Origin of the sequence: Phenylobacterium sp. (assembly GCF_036502675.1) — a bacterium.
GTDB lineage: Bacteria > Pseudomonadota > Alphaproteobacteria > Caulobacterales > Caulobacteraceae > Phenylobacterium.
In genome coordinates this window covers 1-18,465 of sequence record NZ_DASXYF010000124.1, presented here as the reverse complement: position 1 = coordinate 18,465, position 18,465 = coordinate 1, and the positions used below count along the sequence as shown (strand labels likewise).

At 70.9% G+C, this 18,465-nt stretch carries 22 protein-coding genes and 1 other RNA gene; 13 read left to right on the top strand and 10 right to left on the bottom strand.

Translation table 11 applies throughout. The features are described 5' to 3' along the window. Positions 1 to 694, bottom strand: a 694-nt coding sequence (locus VGL30_RS16425; RefSeq protein WP_331541099.1) for a 1-deoxy-D-xylulose-5-phosphate synthase N-terminal domain-containing protein, incomplete at its 3' end; no start/stop codon positions are given. A gap of 169 nt (positions 695 to 863) precedes the next feature. Between VGL30_RS16425 and VGL30_RS16420 the strand changes: the two genes are divergently transcribed. Both VGL30_RS16420 and VGL30_RS16415 read left to right on the top strand, forming a co-directional pair. Then, positions 864 to 1,148 carry a DUF4164 family protein gene (locus tag VGL30_RS16420; RefSeq protein ID WP_331541098.1) on the top strand — a complete coding sequence of 95 codons (285 nt, stop codon included), beginning with the start codon at positions 864 to 866 and terminating at the stop codon, positions 1,146 to 1,148. A gap of 2 nt (positions 1,149 to 1,150) precedes the next feature. Next, a complete protein-coding gene (locus tag VGL30_RS16415; RefSeq protein ID WP_331541097.1) occupies positions 1,151 to 1,477 on the top strand; it encodes a cell division protein ZapA in 327 nt (108 codons plus the stop codon). Between the two features lie 54 nt (positions 1,478 to 1,531). On the opposite strand, the gene VGL30_RS16410 is transcribed toward VGL30_RS16415, so the two are convergent. Further along, positions 1,532 to 2,281, bottom strand: coding sequence for an NYN domain-containing protein (locus VGL30_RS16410; protein ID WP_331541096.1), 750 nt, complete (start codon positions 2,279 to 2,281; stop codon positions 1,532 to 1,534). 159 nt (positions 2,282 to 2,440) lie between these two features. On the opposite strand from VGL30_RS16410, the gene ssrS reads away from it, so the two are divergent. From ssrS to VGL30_RS16390, 4 genes are all read left to right on the top strand, one after another. Then, positions 2,441 to 2,601: non-coding RNA, 6S RNA (gene ssrS / locus VGL30_RS16405), on the top strand. A 44-nt stretch (positions 2,602 to 2,645) separates the two neighbouring features. Continuing rightward, positions 2,646 to 3,218: a 5-formyltetrahydrofolate cyclo-ligase gene (locus VGL30_RS16400; protein ID WP_331541095.1), complete on the top strand. Its 573-nt coding sequence runs from the start codon at positions 2,646 to 2,648 to the stop codon at positions 3,216 to 3,218. A gap of 6 nt (positions 3,219 to 3,224) precedes the next feature. Beyond that, positions 3,225 to 4,064, top strand: a complete 840-nt coding sequence (locus VGL30_RS16395) for a TIGR00282 family metallophosphoesterase (protein ID WP_331541094.1) — start codon at positions 3,225 to 3,227, stop codon at positions 4,062 to 4,064. Positions 4,065 to 4,131: 67 nt separating this feature from the next. Continuing rightward, positions 4,132 to 4,485 (top strand): phage holin family protein, encoded by a 354-nt coding sequence (locus VGL30_RS16390; protein ID WP_331541093.1) that lies wholly within the window; start codon positions 4,132 to 4,134, stop codon positions 4,483 to 4,485. A gap of 71 nt (positions 4,486 to 4,556) precedes the next feature. Here VGL30_RS16390 and groL read toward each other — a convergent pair whose 3' ends face one another. Together groL and groES are read right to left on the bottom strand one after the other, a co-directional pair. Further along, complete coding sequence (gene groL, locus VGL30_RS16385) at positions 4,557 to 6,206, bottom strand: chaperonin GroEL (protein WP_331541092.1); 1,650 nt, start codon at positions 6,204 to 6,206, stop codon at positions 4,557 to 4,559. A 38-nt stretch (positions 6,207 to 6,244) separates the two neighbouring features. Next, positions 6,245 to 6,556 (bottom strand): co-chaperone GroES, encoded by a 312-nt coding sequence (gene groES, locus VGL30_RS16380; protein WP_331541091.1) that lies wholly within the window; start codon positions 6,554 to 6,556, stop codon positions 6,245 to 6,247. A 323-nt stretch (positions 6,557 to 6,879) separates the two neighbouring features. On the opposite strand from groES, the gene VGL30_RS16375 reads away from it, so the two are divergent. Beyond that, positions 6,880 to 7,434 carry a TetR/AcrR family transcriptional regulator gene (locus VGL30_RS16375; RefSeq protein WP_331541090.1) on the top strand — a complete coding sequence of 185 codons (555 nt, stop codon included), beginning with the start codon at positions 6,880 to 6,882 and terminating at the stop codon, positions 7,432 to 7,434. Between the two features lie 28 nt (positions 7,435 to 7,462). On the opposite strand, the gene VGL30_RS16370 is transcribed toward VGL30_RS16375, so the two are convergent. Both VGL30_RS16370 and VGL30_RS16365 read right to left on the bottom strand, forming a co-directional pair. Continuing rightward, on the bottom strand, positions 7,463 to 8,749 hold the full coding sequence (locus tag VGL30_RS16370) for an acyl-CoA dehydrogenase family protein (RefSeq protein ID WP_331541089.1): 1,287 nt from the start codon (positions 8,747 to 8,749) through the stop codon (positions 7,463 to 7,465). Positions 8,750 to 9,106: 357 nt separating this feature from the next. Further along, complete coding sequence (locus VGL30_RS16365; RefSeq protein WP_331541088.1) at positions 9,107 to 9,550, bottom strand: nucleoside deaminase; 444 nt, start codon at positions 9,548 to 9,550, stop codon at positions 9,107 to 9,109. Between the two features lie 12 nt (positions 9,551 to 9,562). On the opposite strand from VGL30_RS16365, the gene VGL30_RS16360 reads away from it, so the two are divergent. Next, a complete protein-coding gene (locus VGL30_RS16360; RefSeq protein ID WP_331541087.1) occupies positions 9,563 to 10,624 on the top strand; it encodes a pseudouridine synthase in 1,062 nt (353 codons plus the stop codon). Between the two features lie 119 nt (positions 10,625 to 10,743). Here the strand turns inward: VGL30_RS16360 and VGL30_RS16355 are convergent, their stop codons facing one another. Next, a complete protein-coding gene (locus VGL30_RS16355) occupies positions 10,744 to 11,418 on the bottom strand; it encodes a CDP-alcohol phosphatidyltransferase family protein (protein WP_331541086.1) in 675 nt (224 codons plus the stop codon). 168 nt (positions 11,419 to 11,586) lie between these two features. Between VGL30_RS16355 and VGL30_RS16350 the strand changes: the two genes are divergently transcribed. The 4 genes from VGL30_RS16350 (at position 11,587) to VGL30_RS16335 (ending at position 14,406) form a co-directional block, all read left to right on the top strand. Beyond that, the gene (locus VGL30_RS16350) at positions 11,587 to 12,552 is read left to right on the top strand and encodes a phosphatidate cytidylyltransferase (RefSeq protein ID WP_331541085.1); all 966 of its coding nucleotides are present in this window, start codon (positions 11,587 to 11,589) and stop codon (positions 12,550 to 12,552) included. Next, positions 12,552 to 13,190, top strand: a complete 639-nt coding sequence (locus VGL30_RS16345) for a lysophospholipid acyltransferase family protein (protein ID WP_331541084.1) — start codon at positions 12,552 to 12,554, stop codon at positions 13,188 to 13,190. Before VGL30_RS16350 ends, VGL30_RS16345 begins: the two co-directional genes overlap by 1 nt. 8 nt (positions 13,191 to 13,198) lie before the next feature. Then, the gene (rsmD, locus tag VGL30_RS16340) at positions 13,199 to 13,762 is read left to right on the top strand and encodes a 16S rRNA (guanine(966)-N(2))-methyltransferase RsmD (protein WP_331541083.1); all 564 of its coding nucleotides are present in this window, start codon (positions 13,199 to 13,201) and stop codon (positions 13,760 to 13,762) included. A gap of 119 nt (positions 13,763 to 13,881) precedes the next feature. Further along, positions 13,882 to 14,406, top strand: coding sequence for a nuclear transport factor 2 family protein (locus VGL30_RS16335; protein ID WP_331541082.1), 525 nt, complete (start codon positions 13,882 to 13,884; stop codon positions 14,404 to 14,406). A gap of 16 nt (positions 14,407 to 14,422) precedes the next feature. On the opposite strand, the gene mutL is transcribed toward VGL30_RS16335, so the two are convergent. Then, entirely contained in the window at positions 14,423 to 16,264 is a 1,842-nt protein-coding gene (mutL, locus tag VGL30_RS16330; RefSeq protein WP_331541081.1) for a DNA mismatch repair endonuclease MutL, read from the bottom strand. 156 nt (positions 16,265 to 16,420) lie between these two features. Between mutL and VGL30_RS16325 the strand changes: the two genes are divergently transcribed. Beyond that, positions 16,421 to 17,371, top strand: coding sequence for a TraB/GumN family protein (locus VGL30_RS16325; protein ID WP_331541080.1), 951 nt, complete (start codon positions 16,421 to 16,423; stop codon positions 17,369 to 17,371). 191 nt (positions 17,372 to 17,562) lie between these two features. Here VGL30_RS16325 and VGL30_RS16320 read toward each other — a convergent pair whose 3' ends face one another. Next, positions 17,563 to 18,120 (bottom strand): DUF3035 domain-containing protein, encoded by a 558-nt coding sequence (locus VGL30_RS16320; protein ID WP_331541079.1) that lies wholly within the window; start codon positions 18,118 to 18,120, stop codon positions 17,563 to 17,565. Positions 18,121 to 18,198: 78 nt separating this feature from the next. Continuing rightward, positions 18,199 to 18,465: signal peptidase II (gene lspA, locus VGL30_RS16315; protein ID WP_331541078.1), on the bottom strand; the 267-nt coding region annotated here is incomplete at its 5' end.

Below are 18,465 nucleotides of genomic sequence, written 5' to 3'. Positions count from 1 at the left end.
GCTTCCTGGCCCAGGCCAGGGCCTTGCGGATCTGGCCGAAGTCGTGGCCGTCGATCTTCTTGACCGCCCAGCCGGCCGCCTTGAAGCGCGCCATCTGGTCGCCGGTCTCCGCGATGGTCGCCTCGCCGTCGATGGTGGTGTTGTTGTCGTCGAAGAGCACCGTCAGCTTGGCGAGCTTCAGCCGCCCGGCCAGGCTGATCGCCTCGTGGCTGACGCCCTCCATCAGGCAGCCGTCGCCGGCCACCACCCAGGTGCGGTGGTCCACCAGCGCCGGCCCGAAGCGGGCGGCCAGGTGGCGCTCGGCCATGGCCATGCCGACGGCGGCGGCCAAGCCCTGGCCCAGCGGTCCCGTGGTGGTCTCGACGCCGGGGGTATGGCCGTATTCCGGGTGCCCGGCGGTGTTGGAGCCCAGCTGCCGGAAGTTGCGGATCTGGTCCATCGTCACCTTCTTGAACCCGGTCAGGTGCAGCAGGGCGTAGATCAGCATCGAGCCGTGGCCCGCCGACAGCACGAAGCGGTCGCGGTCAGCCCAGTCCGGGTTGGCGGCGTCGTATTTCAGGAACTTCGTCCACAGCACCGTGGCCACGTCGGCCATGCCCATCGGCATGCCCTGGTGGCCCGACCGCGCCTTGTGGACCGCATCCATCGACAGGACGCGGATGGCGTCGGCCATTTTCTGCAGCGGAGCGGGCATTCGGCGGCCTTGCGAGTTTCGAGCGGAGCGCGGGGTCGCACGCAAGGCGGCGACGGTCAAGCAAGCCGGGATGAACCCTGGCGGCGCAATAGGGTTAACAAGGGTCTAACGCCCTTTCGGTCGCGCCGCGGCGCAGGCTATAGATGCACGGAAGGTCACGGAGCGCGGAATGATCCGGGAGACGACGAACGACAGTCCCTTGGACGCGGCCGTCAAGCGGCTGGAGCGGGCGGTCGCGCAGCTCGAGCAGGGACTGGGCGAACGCGCCTCCACCGCCCGCACCGAAGGCGCCTTCGACGAGGACCGCGCCCGCTTGGCCGCCGAGCTGGACCAGGCCCGCGCCCGCGAGCGCGACCTGGAGGCCGCCGGCGCCCAGGCCTCCGCCGCCCTCGGCCGCGCCATCGCCGAAATCCGCGCCACCCTGGCCGGACAGCCGCAAGCTCAGGAGGCCTGAGAATGGCCCAGGTGACCATCGAGGTGAACGGCCGCCCCTACCAGGTGGGCTGCGAGGACGGACAGGAGCAGCATCTGCGCGACCTGGCGGCGATCTTCGACCGCCAGGTGCGCCAGGTGTCGCAGGACATGGGCCAGCTCGGCGACACCCGCCTCTTGCTCATGGGCGCCCTGCTGCTGGCCGACGAGCTGGCCGACGCCCGCAACCGCCTCTCGGCCCAGCAGGCCGAGATCGCCCGGCTGCAGTCCACGCAATCGCGCACCGAGACCCGCGCGGTGCTGGCCCTGGAGAATGCGGCGAAGCGGATCGAGAAGCTGGCGACGCACTGACGCGCGTCGGGACAGCGAAAGCCGCGGTGGTTCCGACCCATTGCTGGCGAGCGGTCAGCCCGCGCTGCGACCGGCCGGCTTTGAGCGGATGTAGACGCCTCCGGTGTCATTACGGCGGAGCTCGAACCCGCCGGCCTTGCCCACGAGATCGCCAAGTTTCGCCTGTCCGTAGGTGCGCGGGTCGAAATCAGACGCCAGGGCGGCGAGCTGTTGTCCCACGCGACCGAGCGGCGCCCAGCCGTCCTCGTCGCCGAGTTGCGCGACAGCTTTGCGGATCAGGTTCCTGGCTGCAGCAGGGGACTTTGACGTGACCGCCGACCGTGTATCCGCCTGAGCAGGCCGGTCGGGCGCCCCCGCTTCCGGCAGCAGGTTCTCAGTGTAGACAAATCGGCGGCAAGCTTGGCGGAAACTCTCCGGCGTCTTCTGTTCGCCAAATCCGTAAACATTCACACCGTGTTCGCGGATACGCGCAGCAAGCCGGGTGAAGTCGCTGTCCGAGGAAACCAGGCAGAACCCGTCGAACCGGCCGCTATGCAGCAGGTCCATGGCGTCGATCACCAGCGCGATGTCCGATGCATTCTTACCGGAAGTGTAGGCAAAATTCTGGTGAGGCATGATGGCGTGCATGGACAGGACATCTGCCCATCCCTTCAGCCGCGTGCCCGAGAAGTCGCCGTAAATCCGTCTGACGCTCGCCTCGCCGATCTTGGCGATCTCCTCGAATAATCCCTGCGCGATGCGCGGCGAGGCGTTGTCGGCGTCAATCAATACGGCAAGTCGAGGCGTGCGCGGTTCGGGAGGCATGGTGGCAGGATACCTCGCGAGGTGGGGGAATCTACGGATTTGACGTCATGCGCACCCCTCGTTGCGGCGGCCCTGCACCGGGTCGCGGCCCTCGGCCGGTAGGGAGGATCTGTGCGCCATTGAGAACCGGCCCCGCGCGCACTACCTTGCAAGCCGGCGGGTCTGCTGCGGCTCGCGTCGAAGGCGACATATTCCAGCGACCTTAATTCACTCAAAGGGAGCTGTCCCTGTCCTTGGCCGTGGCCTTGGGCACACGGCGCCCACCTGGTTAACCAGGTCGAGGGAATGAAACAGTCCTTCACGGCTCTCGCGGCGCCGCCACCCCCGTTCGCCGTCGGCGACGGTTGGATGTATAGAGCGCGGGGTGAGCGCTCACCCCGACAAAGCCGCCCTTCGCGCCCGCCTGCGCGGAATGCGCCGGGCCCTGGCGATGAGCCTGCCCACGGCCGCCGCGGACGCCGCGGAACGGATCCCGCTGGACCGGCTGCCGGCCTTCGCCGTCTTCGGGGGTTATCACGCCCTGGGCTCGGAGCTCGATCCCAGCCCCCTGATCCGCCGGCTGGCGGCGACCGGGGCGATGCTGGCCCTGCCGGCCGCCGCCGTCCGGGAGGCGCCGCTGGAGTTCCGTCTGTGGGACGCCGTCGACGTCCTCGCCCCGGACGCCTTCGGCGTGCCGTGTCCGCCCTCGACGGCGCCGGTCCTGAAGCCGGACCTGGTGATCGCGCCGCTGCTGGCCTTCGACCGGCGCGGCGGGCGGATGGGGCAGGGGGGCGGGACTTATGATCGCACCCTGGCGAACCTTCGGGCGTCGGGGGATGTTTTCGTTCTCGGACTGGCCTATTCCGGCCAGGAGGTGGACCAAGTCCCCCGCGAGCCGCACGACCAGCGGCTCGACGCCGTCCTCACCGAGGCCGGCTATATCGAATTCGGAGGCTGAGACGGCATGCGTCTGGCGTTTTTCGGGGATGTGGTCGGGCGCTCGGGCCGCGAGGCGCTGGCGGAGCACCTGCCCATGCTGCGCCGGACGCTGGGGCTGGAGTTCGTGGCGGTCAACGCCGAGAACGCCGCCGCCGGCTTCGGGATCACCGAGAACACCGCCCGCGAGCTGTTCGAGGCTGGCGCCGATTGCCTGACGCTCGGCAACCACTCCTGGGACCAGAAGGAGGCGCTGACCTATATCGTCCGCGAGCCCCGCCTGATCCGCCCCCTGAACTATCCGGCGCTCAGCTACGCCCCCGGGCGCGGAGCGCAGCTCTTCGAGACGGAGCGCGGTCGCCGGGTGCTGGTGATCAACCTGCTGGGCCGGGTGCACATGGAGAGCCTGGACGATCCGTTCTCCGCCGTGGACCGTGAGCTGGAGGCCTGCCCCCTGGGCGCGGCGGCCGACGCCGTCATCGTCGACATGCACGCCGAGGCCACCTCCGAGAAGATGGCCATGGGCCACTTCTGCGACGGCCGCGCCAGCCTGGTGGTCGGCACCCACACCCACGTGCCCACGGCCGACGCCCAGATCCTCAACGGGGGCACCGCCTACCAGACCGACGCCGGCGCCTGCGCCGACTACGACAGCGTGATCGGCAACCAGAAGGAAGAGCCGCTCCGCCGCTTCACCACCCGCATCTCCGGCGGCCGCTACAGGCCCGCGGAGGGTCCCGGGACGGTCTGCGGCGTATTCGTGGAGACCCACGACGCCACCGGCCTGGCCCGGCGCATCGAGCCGATCCGGGTGGGCGCGCGCCTGTCCCGGGCCATCCCCGCCGTGGAGCCGGCCCAGGCGCGGTAGGACCGGCGGTTGACGCCGCCCGCCCGGCGGGTCTCCCCTGGCCGCAGAACGGCCCCAGGGAACTTCCATGCTCGCCAAATTCCTCATCCGCGTGATCTTCGCCGCCATCGGACTGGCGATCGCCGCCCATCTGGTTCCGGGCGTCAGCTACGACACGATCACCACCCTGGCGGTCGCCGCGGTGCTGCTGGGCGTGGTCAACGCCCTGGTGCGGCCGGTGGTGTTCGTCCTCACCCTGCCGCTGACGATCGTCACCCTGGGCCTGTTCCTGCTGGTGGTGAACGCCGCGATGATCGGACTGGTGGCCTCCTTCCTGAAGGGCTTCACCGTCGACGGCCTGGTCCCGGGGATGCTGGCGGCGATCGTCACCGGCATCACCAGCTGGATCGGCCAGCTGCTCCTGCGCGACACCGACCGCTGAGGACCAAAAGAAAAGGGCGGGACCTTGCGGACCCGCCCTTCCTTAGCCTTAAGCGCTGATTGGGCTCGGACTTAGAAGTCCATGTCGCCCATGCCGCCCATGCCGCCGCCGGGCATGCCGCCGCCGCCGCCCGAAGACTTCTTCGGAGCTTCGACGATGGCCGCTTCCGTGGTGATCAGCAGGCCGGCCACGGAGGCCGCGTCCTGCAGGGCGGTGCGGACCACCTTGGCCGGGTCGATCACGCCGGCCTGCACCAGGTCGACGTACTCTTCCGTCTGGGCGTTGAAGCCGAAGGTCGGCGAGGCGTTCTCCAGGACCTTGGAGACCACGATGGAGCCTTCCACGCCGGAGTTCTCGGCGATCTGGCGGATCGGGGCCTGCAGGGCGCGGCGCACGATGGCGACGCCGGCTTCCTGGTCGTCATTGTCGCCCTTGAAGCCGTCCAGCACGCGCGAGGCCTTCAACAGGGCCACGCCGCCGCCGGGGACGATGCCTTCCTCGACCGCCGCACGGGTGGCGTTGAGGGCGTCGTCGACGCGGTCCTTGCGTTCCTTCACTTCCACTTCGGTCGAGCCGCCGACGCGGACCACCGCAACCCCGCCGGCCAGCTTGGCCAGGCGTTCCTGCAGCTTTTCCTTGTCGTAGTCCGAGGTGGTGTCCTCGATCTGGCGCTTGATCTGGGCGATGCGGCCTTCGATGCCCGCCTTGTCGCCGGTGCCGTCGACGATCGTGGTGTCGTCCTTGGTGATCGAGACCTTCTTGGCCTTGCCGAGCATGTCGATGGTGACGTTCTCGAGCTTGATGCCGAGGTCCTCGCTGATCAGCTGGCCGCCGGTGAGGATGGCGATGTCTTCCAGCATGGCCTTGCGGCGATCGCCGAAGCCCGGAGCCTTCACCGCCGCGACCCGCAGGCCGCCGCGCAGCTTATTGACCACCAGGGTGGCGAGCGCTTCGCCTTCGACGTCTTCGGCCACGATCAGCAGCGGACGGCCCGACTGCACCACGGCTTCCAGCACCGGCAGCAGGGGCTGCAGCGAGGCCAGTTTCTTTTCGAACAGCAGGATCAGCGGCTCTTCGAGTTCGACCTCCATCTTCTCCGCATTGGTGATGAAGTAGGGCGACAGGTAGCCACGGTCGAACTGCATGCCTTCGACGACGTCCAGTTCGGTCTCGAGGCTCTTGGCCTCTTCCACCGTGATGACGCCTTCGTTGCCGACCTTTTCCATCGCCTTGGCGATCATCGCGCCGACTTCGGTGTCGCCGTTGGCCGAGATGGTGCCGACCTGGGCGATTTCGGAGTTGGTGGTGACCTTGCGCGAGGAGCTCTTGATCTCCTCGACGACCTTGGCGACCGCCTTGTCGATGCCGCGCTTCAGGTCCATCGGGTTCATGCCGGCCGCGACCGACTTCAGGCCTTCGACCACGATGGCCTGGGCCAGCACGGTGGCCGTGGTGGTGCCGTCGCCGGCCTTGTCATTGGTTTTGGAGGCGACTTCGCGGATCAGCTGGGCGCCGAGGTTCTCGAAGCGGTCGGTGAGCTCGATTTCCTTGGCGACGGTCACGCCGTCCTTGGTGGAGCGCGGGGCGCCGAAGGACTTTTCGATGACCACGTTGCGGCCCTTGGGGCCGAGGGTCACCTTCACCGCGTTGGCGAGGGTGTTGACGCCGCGCAGCATGCGGTCGCGCGCGTCGGATGAGAAATGGACGTCTTTGGCAGCCATGGTGCTGAATCTCTTTGGTTAGGGGTGTGGAAAAGCGCTTAGGCGGCCTTGGCTTGCGCCAGGCCTTCGAGGACGCCCAGGACGTCGCTTTCCTTCATGATCAGCAGGTCTTCGCCCGAGATGGTGACCTCGCTGCCGGACCACTTGCCGAACAGGATGCGGTCGCCGACCTTCACGTCGAGCGGCTGGACCTTGCCTTGCTCGTCGCGGGCGCCGGGGCCGACGGCGACGATCTCGCCTTCCTGCGGCTTCTCCTTGGCGGTGTCGGGGATGATGATCCCGCCCTTGGTCTTCTCTTCTTCCTTGACGCGGCGGACCAGGACTCGGTCGCCGAGGGGACGGAAAGCCATATTATATCTCCGTTCAAGACGGTTGAATGGTAAAGGGTCGGCGGGGGCGTCCGCCTGTTAGCAGTCGCATGCCCTGAGTGCCAACGCCGGGCGGGAATTAGGCCCGTGGCCGTGCGGAGTCAAGCCGAACGCGACGGGCTGTCGCACCCGCCGGCGATTTTGCGGCGTTCCCATCCCGGTCGGAAGATCCATCCAGGCTCGATCGGCCGGCGTCACGGCCGGCGGCCCCGATGCGCCGGGGCCGCTCCGAAATCCTCACGCCGGGGCGGAAAATGTGAGAGACACCCTATAAATAAACATTCATTTATGTCATGATCCCTCCCATGCCCCGTCGCAAACAGCTCAGCGACGACGCGGTGCTCGACGCCGCCGCGACCGTCATGGCCCGCAAGGGACCGGAGTTCACCCTGGCCGACGTCTCGGCGGTCACGGGGATCTCCCCCTCCACCCTCATCCAGCGCTTCGGCGACAAGCACGGCCTGGTGGTCGGGGCCCAGGCCCGCGCCAACGCGCGCTTCGCCGCCATCCTGGCCGAGGCGCCGCGGGCGGCGGGGGTGGAGGCGGTGGTGGACCTGTTCTGGAGCCTGACGCCCGGCGACGACGACGAAGCCACCCTGGCCGACCAGCTCCAATGGCTGCGCCAGGACCTGCGCGATCCGGAGCTCAACGCCCTGGCGCGGACGCGGCGCGACCAGCTTCTCGCCGCCGTGGCCGGGCGCCTGCCGCCGCTCCGCCTGGCGCCCGACGCCGCGGCGCGACTCCTGGAGGCGCAGTGGCAGGGCGCCTTGCACCAGTGGGCCCTGGAGCCCCGCGGGGCCCTGGCCGACTATGTGGCGGACAGCCTGGCCGCCTGGTTCGCGCTGGCGGAGGCTCCCTGACCCGGTAGGGCCGGGTAAGGCCCGGGTCCTACCGTGATCCGCGCGCCCGCTGCTCGTCGCGGATCTTCTGCTGCAGGTCGCCGTACTTGCCGAACTCCATCCGGGCGATGGTGCGGTTGTGCACCTCGTCCGGGCCGTCGGCCAGGCGCAGGGTCCGCTGGGTGGCATAGGCGCGGGCCAGGCCGAAGTCGCTGGTCACGCCGCCGCCGCCATGCGCCTGGATGGCGTCGTCGATCACCCGCAGCGCCATGTTCGGCGCCTGCACCTTGATCATGGCGATCTCCATGCGGGCGACCTTGTTGCCGGCCTTGTCCATCATGTCGGCGGCCTTCAGGCAGAGCAGGCGGGTCATCTCGATGTCGGTGCGCGCCTGGGCCACCCGCTGCTCCCAGACCGACTGTTCGGAGACGTACTTGCCGAACGCCCTGCGGGTCATCAGCCGCTGGCACATCTTCTCCAGCGCCACCTCGACGGCGCCGATGGTGCGCATGCAGTGGTGGATCCGCCCCGGGCCCAGCCGGCCCTGGGCGATCTCGAAGCCGCGGCCCTCGCCCAGCAGCAGCGCCTCCTCGACCGGCACGCGCACGTTCTCCAGCAGCACCTCGGCGTGGCCGTGCGGCGCGTCGTCGTAGCCGAACACCGGCAGCATGCGCACCACCTTCACGCCGGGGGCGTCGGTGGGCACCAGCACCTGGCTCTGCTGGCTGTGGGAGGCGGCCTCCGGGTTGGTCTTGCCCATGACGATGGCCACCCTGCAGTGCGGGTCGCCCATGCCCGACGACCACCACTTGCGGCCGTTGATCACATAGTGGTCGCCGTCGCGTTCGATGCGGGTCTCGATGTTGGTGGCGTCGGAGGAGGCCACCGCCGGCTCGGTCATCAGGAAGGCCGAGCGGATCTCGCCGTTCATCAGCGGTCGCAGCCACCGCTCCTTCTGCTCCAGCGTGCCGTAGCGGCTGAACACCTCCATGTTGCCGGTGTCCGGCGCCGAGCAGTTGAACACCTCCGGCGCGAACGACACCCGGCCCATGATCTCGCAGACTGGGGCGTATTCCAGATTGGTGAGCTGCAGGCCCTCGAAGACGAAGGTGTCGTCCACGTGGGCCACGTCGGCGTGCGGCGGCATGAACATGTTCCACAGGCCGGCGGCCTTGGCCTTGGCCTTCAGCTCCTCCATCACCGGGATCACTTTCCAGCGCTCGCCCTCGGCTTCCTGCCGCTCGTAGGTCGGGACGGCCGGATAAACGTGCTCGTCCATGAAGGCCGAGACCCGGGCGACCATTTCCTTCTGGCGCGGGCTGAAATCGAAATCCATGTCGTTCCCCGGGATTCAAACAGTTGTTTGAACACCTTTTCGCATGGGCGTCGGCGCCCGGCAAGGCGGTAGCTCATGGCCGTCCCTGATGAACGACGTGAAATCCTGACGCTGAACGCGGCTGATCATGAGGGCGGCGCGATGGGCCGCCTCGTCCCGAGCCGCCTGAATTCCCGGCAAACCTGAATTCCGGGCAAAAAAAGAGCCGCGGCCCACCGGGCGCGGCTCAGTTATAGGGAGGAAACGCCCAGGTTGGGCAAGCGATAAAATAAGACCCTTCAGTTTTCGCGCAAGCCCAAAGGTGAAATATTTCGCCCTGCGACGAAATGCGCCCCGAGACCCGGCGCGAGGGGCGCCTCAGGGCTTCGCCCGCCGCTCGCGGAAGAACTGGCGCAGCAGGGCGGCGCTCTCCTCGGCCAGCGGGCCGCGCACGACCTCCGGCCGCCAGTGGCAGGTGGGCTGGTCGAAGACGCGGGGGCCGTGGATCACCGCCCCGCCCTTGGGGTCCTCGGCGGCGAACACCAGCCGGCCGATGCGGGCGTGGCTGATGGCGCCGGCGCACATGGCGCAGGGCTCCAGGGTGACCACCAGGGTCAGGCCCGTCAGCCGGTAGTTGCCGATCTTGCGCGCCGCTCCGCGCAGGGCGGCGATCTCGGCGTGCGCCGTGGGATCGCAGGCGCCGATCGGGGCGTTGGCGCCCACGGCCACCACCTCGCCGGTCGCGGGATCGGCGACGACGGCGCCCACCGGGGTCTCGCCCGCCGCGGCGGCGGCTTGCGCGGCCTCCAGGGCGATGCGCATGTATCGGCTGTCATGGTCCACGATCCGCACCGAAGCGACGGCGCCCCGCAAGGTCAAGCCCCGCCTGCCGCCGGCGAACGCATCGCCAAGGCGCTGGCCCGCGCCGGCGTCGCCTCCCGCCGCGAGGTGGAGCGGCTGATCGAGGCCGGCCGGGTGGCGCTGAACGGCCAGGTGCTGGCCTCGCCGGCGGTGAAGGTGGAGCCCGGCGACATCCTGACGGTGGACGGCGCGGTGGTCGAGGACGCCGAGCCCGCCCGGCTGTTCCGCTACCACAAGCCCGCCGGCCAGGTGACGACGCACAAGGACCCCCAGGGCCGGCCGACGGTGTTCGACAACCTGCCCGCGGGGCTGCCGCGGCTGATCTCGGTGGGACGGCTCGACCTCAACTCCGAGGGGCTGCTGCTGTTCACCAACGACGGCGGGCTGGCGAGGGCGCTGGAGCTGCCGGCCACCGGCGTCATGCGCCGCTACCGCGCCCGGGCGCGGGGCCGGGTCACCCAGGAGCGGCTGGACAAGCTGCGCGAGGGCGTCACCGTCGAGGGCGTCCGCTACGGACCGGTCGAGGCGCACCTCGACAAGGCCAAGGAAGGGCCCCAGGGCGCCAACCTCTGGATCACCGTCACCCTCAACGAGGGCAAGAACCGCGAGGTGCGCCGCGTGCTGGAGTCGGTCGGCCTGACCGTCAACCGGCTGATCCGCCTCTCCTACGGTCCGCTGGCGCTGGGGACCCTGGCGGCCGGCGAGATCGAGGAAGTGGGGCCGCGGGTGCTGCGCGAGCAGTTCGCCGACCATATCGCGCCGGCCAACCTGCCCAAGGGCGACCGGCCGCAGTTCGCCGGCGTGGCCACGCCGGCGCCCACCCGGGCCCGGACGCCCGGCGCGCGGGCGGCGGCGGGCGCCGGCGGAGCGCGCTCCAGGCCCGAACAACCGAAGAAGGTCTACAAGGCGGGCTGGGCCAAGGCCAAGGCGCCGAAGCCGGGCGGAATGCGCACCCCCAAGGGCGGCAAGGCGCGGGCCAAGCCGGCGGATGCGGCGGCCAAGCCGGCGGGCCGCAACCCCCAGCGGCGCGGCTAGATGTGAGCGTGATAGCCGGAAGTGGAGGCCGGTTCCGGCGACCATCACGCTCTATTTCAAAGACTTGTGGGTTCCGCTTGCCGAGGTGAGCGGTGAGCGGACCAACCTGAACGAACCTTTCAACCCTCCTCCCCCCGCTCCTCCAGGCGCCGGGCGAGCGTCGCCGTGCGCCGGCCGACGGTCCCGGCGGCGCCGACCACGATGATCGACAGGCCGATCAGGATCGACTGGCCGTTCCAGCCCCACAGCGGCTCCGCCGCCGCCACGGCGCAGGTCAGGGTGAGGGCCGCCATCCGGTGCGGCTTGGCCATCGGGCCGGAAAAGTCGGCGGGAAAGCCCAGCCCCCGGCCCAGCTCGCGCACATAGGCCGTCAGCGCCGCCAGCCAGGCGGCCAGCCAGCCCAGCGGCGCACCGGCCTCCAGGTGAGCGCCATAGGCGCAGTAGCCGGCGCCCGCCAGGAACAGGGCGTCGGCCAGGCGGTCCGGCAGCTCGTTCCAGATCGGGCCGGCGGGGCCGCCGCGCCCATGCTCCACCGCCACCATCCCGTCCAGCAGGTTGCATAGCAGGCGAAGCTGGATGCAGGCGCCCGCGCCGATCAGCAGGACGGCGCGGGTCACAGGGCCCGACAGTCCCGCCATCAGGAAGAGGCCGCCGCCCACGACGGCGAAGCCCACGCTGGCCGCTGAAATCAGGTCCGGCGTCGCCCCGCTGCGCGCCAGGAAGGCGGCGAGGTTCTTCGCCCAGGCCGTCCCGCGGCTCTTCAGCGGTCGGCGGTTGTCGAGGTCCTGGGTCATGCGGGCCGTGCGCCAGCGCCGCCACGCACCAGGGCCACGGCGACATGGACCACCATCGATCCGGTCGGGCGCTGCAGCGGCGAAGTCATGGCGCGACCCTCGCCGCGCCCACCCTCACGGTCAAGGCGCCAGGCTTGACCGTGGCTGCGCGCCGGGCAACGTCAGCCGGTGACCAATCCCTTCGCCGCCCTGGCCGTCCAGCCGCCGGCCCTCCTGTGGGGCCTGGGCGGGGTGCTGGGCGCGCTCACCGTGGCGGTGGCGATCGCCGCCGTCCTGCCGGCGCTGAAGCCCGGCGGGGACTTCCGCAACCTGCGCCAGCGGATCGGCTCCTGGTGGGTGATGATCGCGCTGCTGGCCGCGGCGCTGCTGGTCGGCTGGCCGGTGGTGGTCGCCCTGTTCGCGGTGATCTCCTTCATCGCGCTCCGGGAATTCCTGTCGCTGGCCCGGATGCGGCCGGAGGACCGGCTGATCGTGCTGACAGCCTACCTGACCATCCCGGTCAGCTACGGCTTCATCGTGGCCGACACCTACGGCTTCTACCTGGTGTTCATGCCGGTCTACGTCTTCATGTTCCTGCCGTTCCTGATGGCCTGCATCGGCCAGACCCGTAACTACCTGCCGACCGCCGCCACCTTCCACTGGGGGCTGGTGACCTGCGTCTACAACCTGGGCTTCGCCGCCTTCCTGATGCGCACCCCGGCCGCCGAGGCCGGGCCGGTCGGACCGGCGGGGCTGGTCTTCCTGCTGCTGGTCGCCACCGAGGCCAACGACGTGGCGCAGTATGTCTGGGGCAAGCTGCTGGGCCGGCGGAAGATCATGCCCAGGGTCAGCCCCAACAAGACCTGGGAAGGGTTCCTCGGCGGCTGGGCGACCACGGCGGCGCTGATCTGGGTGCTGGGCCCGGTCTACACCCCGCTGCACGGCTGGGCCCTGGCGGTGCTGGCGGCCAGCCTGCCGGTGGCCGGCTTCGCGGGCGACGTGACCATGAGCGCGGTCAAGCGGGACATCGGGGTCAAGGACACCAGCGCCCTGATCCCCGGCCACGGCGGCGTCCTGGACCGGGCCGACAGCCTGATCTTCACCGCGCCGCTGTACTTCCACATCCTGGCCTATTTCAGCCTGGAGCACTTCTGATGCGCTGGCTGCGGCGCGCCGTCATCGTGCTGGTCGCCCGGCCGCTGGCCCGGGTGTTCGCCGGCGCCGACATCGTCGGGCGCGAGCGGCTGCCGCTCAGGGGACCGGCGCTGCTGGTGGCCAACCACGCCAGCCACATGGACACCATCCTGCTGCTGACCATCTACCCCTCCCGGGCGCTGGACCGGGTGCGTCCGGCGGCGGCGGCCGACTACTTCCTGAAGGGCGGGGTGATGAGCTGGTTCTCCCGCAACATCCTCGACATCGTTCCCGTCGCCCGCGACCGGGCCGCCGCCGCCGAGGACGTGCTGGCCCCGGCGCGGGCGGCGCTGGCCGCCGGCGACATCGTGCTGATCTTCCCGGAAGGGACCCGCGGCGACGGCGAGGCGCTGGCCAGGCTGAAGACCGGGGTGGCCAAGCTGGCCGCCGCCTTCCCCGAGGTCCCGGTGACGCCGGTCTGGCTGCAGGGCGCCGGGCGGGTGCTGCCCAAGGGGGCGCACGTGCCGGTGCCGATGAACTGCACGGTGCTGGTGGGCGAGCCGTTCAGGTGGGGCGGCGACCGGATGGCCTTCATGGACGAGCTGCGCGACCGGCTGGAGGCGCTGAAGGCCCTGGCGCCGCCGCAGCGCTGGGCCTAGAGCCGGTCATGCGCATCGTTTCAGGCGAGTTCCGCGGCCGCGCCCTGGCGGCCCCTCCGGGCGATCGCACGCGGCCCACCTCCGACCGGGCCCGGCAGGCGATCTTCAACATCCTGGAGCACGCGCCCTGGTCGCCGGGCCTGCGGGACGCCCGGGTGATCGACCTGTTCGCCGGCTCCGGGGCGCTGGGGTTCGAGGCCCTGTCGCGGGGGGCGGCCTTCTGCCTGTTCGTGGAGACCGACGAGGCGGCCCGCGGCGCGATCCGCGAGACGGTGGACGCCTTCAGCCTGTTCGGCCGCACCCGGGTGCATCGGCGCGACGCCACCGACCTGGGGATCCGGCCGGGCTCCGACGGGCCGGCGTTCGGCCTGGCCTTCCTGGACCCGCCCTACGGCAAGGGGCTGGGGGAGGTGGCGCTGGCCAGGCTGGCGGCCGGCGGCTGGCTGGCGCCGGGGGCCGTGGTGGTGTTCGAGCGGGGGGCGGACGAGCCGGCCTTCGAAGTCCCGGGGTTCGAGCTGCTGGACCAGCGGGACTACGGCGCGGCGCGGGTCTTCTTCCTGCGGGCGGCCTGAGGCCCGGGACGCCTGCCGCGCCGCGCGGCGGCGCGAAAGATGGCGTTCAGATCGCGCGGCGCCTGTTCTAGGCTGCGGGTCGGCGGCCGAGGCGACCGCAAGGCAAAGGGGAGATCGGCATGGACGTCGACGCCGCGGTGCGAGATCTGGTCGACAAGCAGGCGGTTCACGAGGTGGTCCTGCGCTATTGTCGCGGGATCGACCGGCTGGACTTGGACCTGGTCCGGCAGGCCTACCACCCCGGCGGAATCGACCACCACACCGGCTTCAGCGGGCCGATCGAAGAGTTCCTGGCGTGGGTGGAGCCGGGGCTGCGGCGGATGGGCGGCACCACGCACATCGTCGGCAACCACCTCTCGGAGATCGCAGGCGACGTGGCGGTGGCGGAGACCTATGGCCAGGCGGTGCACTGGGGCGAACCGGGGGATGACGAGCCGCGGCGCAACTTCACCACCGGCTTCCGCTACATCGACCACATGACCCGGCGGGACGGGGTCTGGGCGATCCAGGAGCGCTGGGCCTCGCGGGAGTGGACCCGCTCGGACGTGGGCCTGCGGATGGCGAAGTGGGGCGAGGGGCCCTCCGGCCGCCGGGACGCGGACGATCCGCTGGCGGCGTTGCGGCGCAGGCTGGGGATCGGGTGACGGCGGCGGCGCGAGCTCACCGCCGGCCGAACAGCCGTTCCAGGTCGGCGAGCTTGAGCTCCACGTAGGTGGGGCGGCCGTGGTTGCACTGGCCGGAGTGGGGGGTGGCCTCCATCTCGCGCAGCAGGGCGTTCATCTCGGGCGCGGTGAGCCGGCGGCCGGCGCGGACCGAGCCGTGGCAGGCCATGGTGGAGCAGACCTCCTCCAGGCGCTCCTGCAGCGCGAGGGCCTGGCCGTTCTCGGCCAGGTCGTCGGCGATGTCGCGGACCAGTCCGGCGGCGTCGGTCTCGCCCAGCAGGGCCGGGGTCTCGCGGACCAGGACGGCGCCGGGGCCGAAGGCCTCGACGACCAGGCCCAGCGCCGCCAGCTCGCCGGCCCGGGCGATGACGCGCTCGGCCTCGGCGGGGTCGAGGTCGACCACCTCCGGCAGCAGCAGGGCCTGGCGGGCGACGCCGCCCTGGGCCATTTCGGCCTTCATGCGCTCATAGACTAGGCGCTCGTGGGCGGCGTGCTGGTCGACCACCACCAGGCCGTCGCGGGTCTGGGCGACGATATAGGTTCCGTGCACCTGGGCGCGGGCGGCGCCCAGCGGGAAATCGAGCGGGTCGAAGGCCAGGGCGGGCGGCGGCGGCTCGCCCAGGCCGGGGCGCCGCGGGTAAAGATCCGTGAGCGGATCATCATCCACGCGGGCGGAGGTTTCCGCGAGGCCGGGCAGCACCGCGGCGGCCTCCCAGCCGCCCATGCGCCAGGCGGAGAAGCCCTCGGCGCGGGGCCGGGGCGGCAGATCGGCAGGGCGGAATCCGCCGAGCGCCGCGGTCGCCGCCGTGGTGGCGGCGCGGTGGCCGGCGCCGGCCAGCGCATGGCGCAGGCCGCCAATAATCAGTCCACGGATGATTGCAGGGTCGCGGAAGCGGACCTCGGCCTTGGCCGGGTGGACGTTGACGTCCACCAGCTCCGGGTCGAGCTCGATGTAGAGGGCGGCGAGCGGATGGCGGTCGCGGGCCAGGAAGTCGGCGTAGGCGCCGCGCAGCGCGCCTTGCAGCAGGCGGTCGCGCACCGGGCGGCCGTTGACGAACAGGTACTGGTGGCCGGCGTTGCCGCGGTTGTAGGTCGGCAGGCCGGCGAAACCGGAGAGCCGCACCCCGTCGCGCTCTTGGTCAAGGGCCAGGGCGTTGTCGGCGAACTCCCGGCCCATGATGGCGGCGAGCCTGGCCAGGCGGCCGTCCGGCCCGGGGCTCTCGGCGGGCAGGCGCAGGGTGCGGCGGCCGTCCAGGTCGAGGGCGAAGGCGACGGTTTCATGGGCCATGGCCTGGCGCTTGATCTCCTCGCCGATGGCGGCGGCCTCGGCGCGCTCGGACTTCATGAACTTCAGCCGGGCGGGGGTGGCGTAGAACAGGTCGCGCACCTCGACGCGGGCGCCGTGCGGGCCGGGGAAGGCGGCGGGACCGACCGCGCCCACCGCGCCGCCCTCCACCAGGACGGCGTGGGCCTCGACCTGGCCACGGGCGCGGCTGGCGATGGAGAGCCGCGCGACCGAGCCGATCGAGGGCAGGGCCTCGCCGCGGAAGCCCAGGGTGGCGATACGCAGCAGGTCGTAGTCGCCGGCCGCGTCGGGGACCAGCTTGGAGGTGGCGTGGCGCTCGACCGCCAGGAGCAGCTGGTCGGCGGCCAGGCCCTGGCCGTCGTCGGCCACCAGGATGCGGGCCAGGCCGCCGCCGTCGGCCTGCACCTCGACGCGCAGCGCGCCGGCGTCCAGCGCGTTCTCCACCAGCTCCTTGACGGCGCTGGCAGGCCGCTCGACCACCTCGCCGGCGGCGATGCGGTTGACGGTTTCCGGGGGAAGGCGGCGGATCGGCATGGTGGGTTAAGCCTCGGCTCCCCAATATAGGACGATTCCCAGGCCAGCGGGCGGAGCCGAACGACGATGCGAACCAGCCTGTCCCGCGAAGCGTCCCTTTCCTCCCCCATCCTCTTCGGGACGGGAGAGGAAAAAAGGGCGAAGAGCCGGCTTCGTGTGTTGATTGCGCTCAGCCTGGCGCTGCTGGCCGGCCCGGCGCCGGCGCAGGTTCCGCTGGTCCCGGCCCAGCCCGATCCCGCTGACCCCGACGCCACGCTGGTGGAGGAACTGGTGGTCACCGCCCGCCTGCCGGGGCCGGCCTGGTGGCGGGTCTCCAAGGGCGACAGCGTGGTCTATGTGCTGGGTGCGCCCGGCCTGGCGCCCAAGCGGATGCAGTGGGACCGCGGGGTGTTCGAGCGCCGGCTGGAGGGGGCCAACGTGGTCATCCTGCCGTTCAAAGGGCTGAAGGTGAAGCTGACGGGCGCGCCCGGCGCCCTGATCGCCTACCTGCGGCTGAAGTCCTCGACGCCTTTCGAGGAGACCCTGCCGCCGGACCTGCGGGCGCGCTTCGCCGCGGTGCGCGAACGGCTGGGGGAGCCCGCCAAGCACTACGGCACCAGGAACCCGCTGGCGGCGGGGGTGATGCTGATCAGCGATTACCGGGAGAAATCGGAGCTGACCGACGCGGAGCCGACCAAGCTGGTCCGCTACCTGGCGCAGCTCAAGAAGCTCCCGGTGGAGCAGAAAGCCTACGACCTGGCGCCCTTGCTGGGGGCGATCTCCAGGACGCCCAAGTCCGGCGGGATGACCTGCCTGGAGGAGGTGCTGGCCGAGGCCGAGGCGGGATCGGCGGCGACGCGGGCGGCGGCGCAGGCCTGGGCGGTGGGCGACGTGCGCGGCGCCCTGGCCGGGGAGCGCAGCTACGAGCGGTGCCTGAACGCGGCGCCGGGGGCGCTGGCCTTCGACGCCCGGGCCAAGGCCGACCAGGCCGCCGCGATCGCCGGGGCGCTGCAGAAGCCCGGCCATTCCATCGCCGTGGTGCAGCTCCGGCCCCTGCTCAGCCAGGGCGGCGTGCTGGACCGGCTGCGGGCGCAGGGCTTCGAGGTGAAGACGCCCGGGGAGGAGTGAGGGAGGATTTATCCACGAACCACACGAACGTGTGGCGGCGAGTTCTGCGATCTTATCCGGAAGGCGCGGAGAGATTTCCAGCCGGCCATCGGCCGGCTCAACTCATTCAAGCACTGTGCGACGACGGGTGGACGTCCCGTTCGTGTGGTTCGTGGACAAACAATCCGACGAGGCCGCTTCGCAGCGTGGGATCAGAGGCCCGGCAGCTTGATGCGGCTGGACTGCTCGCGCTGAATGACGACGGTCTGGCCGCCGGTGAGGCGCTTGATGCGGTCGTCCTCGGCGGCGGCGTCCACCGGGGCCACGGTGTTGTCGGCGGTCGCCTGCGGGGTGGCCGCGGCGCGCTTGTCGGAACGCCAGAACATCACGCGGTCGGCGAAGCTCTTTTCCTTGTGGGCCACGTCGCCGAACTCGTCGTCGACCACGTAGCGGATCAGGGGGTCGGCCTTGTCGGCGCCGGCCTTGGCCGCCAGCATCTTCTCGCCGTCGGAACGGTCCTCGGCCTCGCGCTGGCCGAGGAGGGCGGTGCGGGCGGCGCTCTCGGGCTGCAGCTCCTGCGGGCGGGGCTCGCCGGGGGCGGGCGGGCGAAGGGCGTAGTCGGGCGGCACGACCAGGGGCGCCTTGGTGACGACACGGAATTCGTCCGGCGTCACCTTGTTCATGCCCAGGGCCTTCTTGGTGGACGAGCATCCTGCGAGGCCGGCGGCGGCGAGAAGGACGGCGGCGGCGATCAGCCGGTTGGCGCGCATGCAGTCTGGCTCCATGGGCCCCCAGGCCCCATCAGGCGGTGAGATATAGGAAACCGGCGGTTTACGCCATGTCGCAGATCACGCCGCGCGCTCGCGCCGCAGGCTGTCCAGCAGCAGCAGCGCGACGCCGACGGTGATGGCGCTGTCGGCGACGTTGAACACCCAGGGAAAATAGAGGCCGGAGAAATCCAGGAAATCCGCCACCGCGCCGAACCGGATCCGGTCGACGACGTTGCCGATGGCCCCACCGATCACCAGCCCCAGCGACACGGCCTTGAGCCAATCATTGGTCCGCCGCACCCAGATGGTCAGGGCGATCGAGACGGCGACGGAAAAGGCCGCCAG

Bases quoted from the DNA above. Each gene is read 5' to 3' on its own strand.
- mutL (WP_331541081.1), bottom strand. From the start codon at position 16,264: ATGCCGATCCGCCGCCTTCCCCCGGAAACCGTCAACCGCATCGCCGCC.
- VGL30_RS16370 (WP_331541089.1), bottom strand. From the start codon at position 8,749: ATGGATTTCGATTTCAGCCCGCGCCAGAAGGAAATGGTCGCCCGGGTC.
- VGL30_RS16320 (WP_331541079.1), bottom strand. From the start codon at position 18,120: ATGCGCGCCAACCGGCTGATCGCCGCCGCCGTCCTTCTCGCCGCCGCC.
- VGL30_RS16360 (WP_331541087.1), top strand. From the start codon at position 9,563: ATGGTCCACGATCCGCACCGAAGCGACGGCGCCCCGCAAGGTCAAGCC.
- VGL30_RS16395 (WP_331541094.1), top strand. From the start codon at position 3,225: ATGCGTCTGGCGTTTTTCGGGGATGTGGTCGGGCGCTCGGGCCGCGAG.
- rsmD (WP_331541083.1), top strand. From the start codon at position 13,199: ATGCGCATCGTTTCAGGCGAGTTCCGCGGCCGCGCCCTGGCGGCCCCT.
- groL (WP_331541092.1), bottom strand. From the start codon at position 6,206: ATGGCTGCCAAAGACGTCCATTTCTCATCCGACGCGCGCGACCGCATG.
- VGL30_RS16355 (WP_331541086.1), bottom strand. From the start codon at position 11,418: ATGACCCAGGACCTCGACAACCGCCGACCGCTGAAGAGCCGCGGGACG.
- VGL30_RS16415 (WP_331541097.1), top strand. From the start codon at position 1,151: ATGGCCCAGGTGACCATCGAGGTGAACGGCCGCCCCTACCAGGTGGGC.
- VGL30_RS16345 (WP_331541084.1), top strand. From the start codon at position 12,552: ATGCGCTGGCTGCGGCGCGCCGTCATCGTGCTGGTCGCCCGGCCGCTG.
- VGL30_RS16390 (WP_331541093.1), top strand. From the start codon at position 4,132: ATGCTCGCCAAATTCCTCATCCGCGTGATCTTCGCCGCCATCGGACTG.
- groES (WP_331541091.1), bottom strand. From the start codon at position 6,556: ATGGCTTTCCGTCCCCTCGGCGACCGAGTCCTGGTCCGCCGCGTCAAG.
- VGL30_RS16365 (WP_331541088.1), bottom strand. From the start codon at position 9,550: ATGCGCATCGCCCTGGAGGCCGCGCAAGCCGCCGCCGCGGCGGGCGAG.
- VGL30_RS16410 (WP_331541096.1), bottom strand. From the start codon at position 2,281: ATGCCTCCCGAACCGCGCACGCCTCGACTTGCCGTATTGATTGACGCC.
- VGL30_RS16420 (WP_331541098.1), top strand. From the start codon at position 864: ATGATCCGGGAGACGACGAACGACAGTCCCTTGGACGCGGCCGTCAAG.
- VGL30_RS16335 (WP_331541082.1), top strand. From the start codon at position 13,882: ATGGACGTCGACGCCGCGGTGCGAGATCTGGTCGACAAGCAGGCGGTT.
- VGL30_RS16375 (WP_331541090.1), top strand. From the start codon at position 6,880: ATGCCCCGTCGCAAACAGCTCAGCGACGACGCGGTGCTCGACGCCGCC.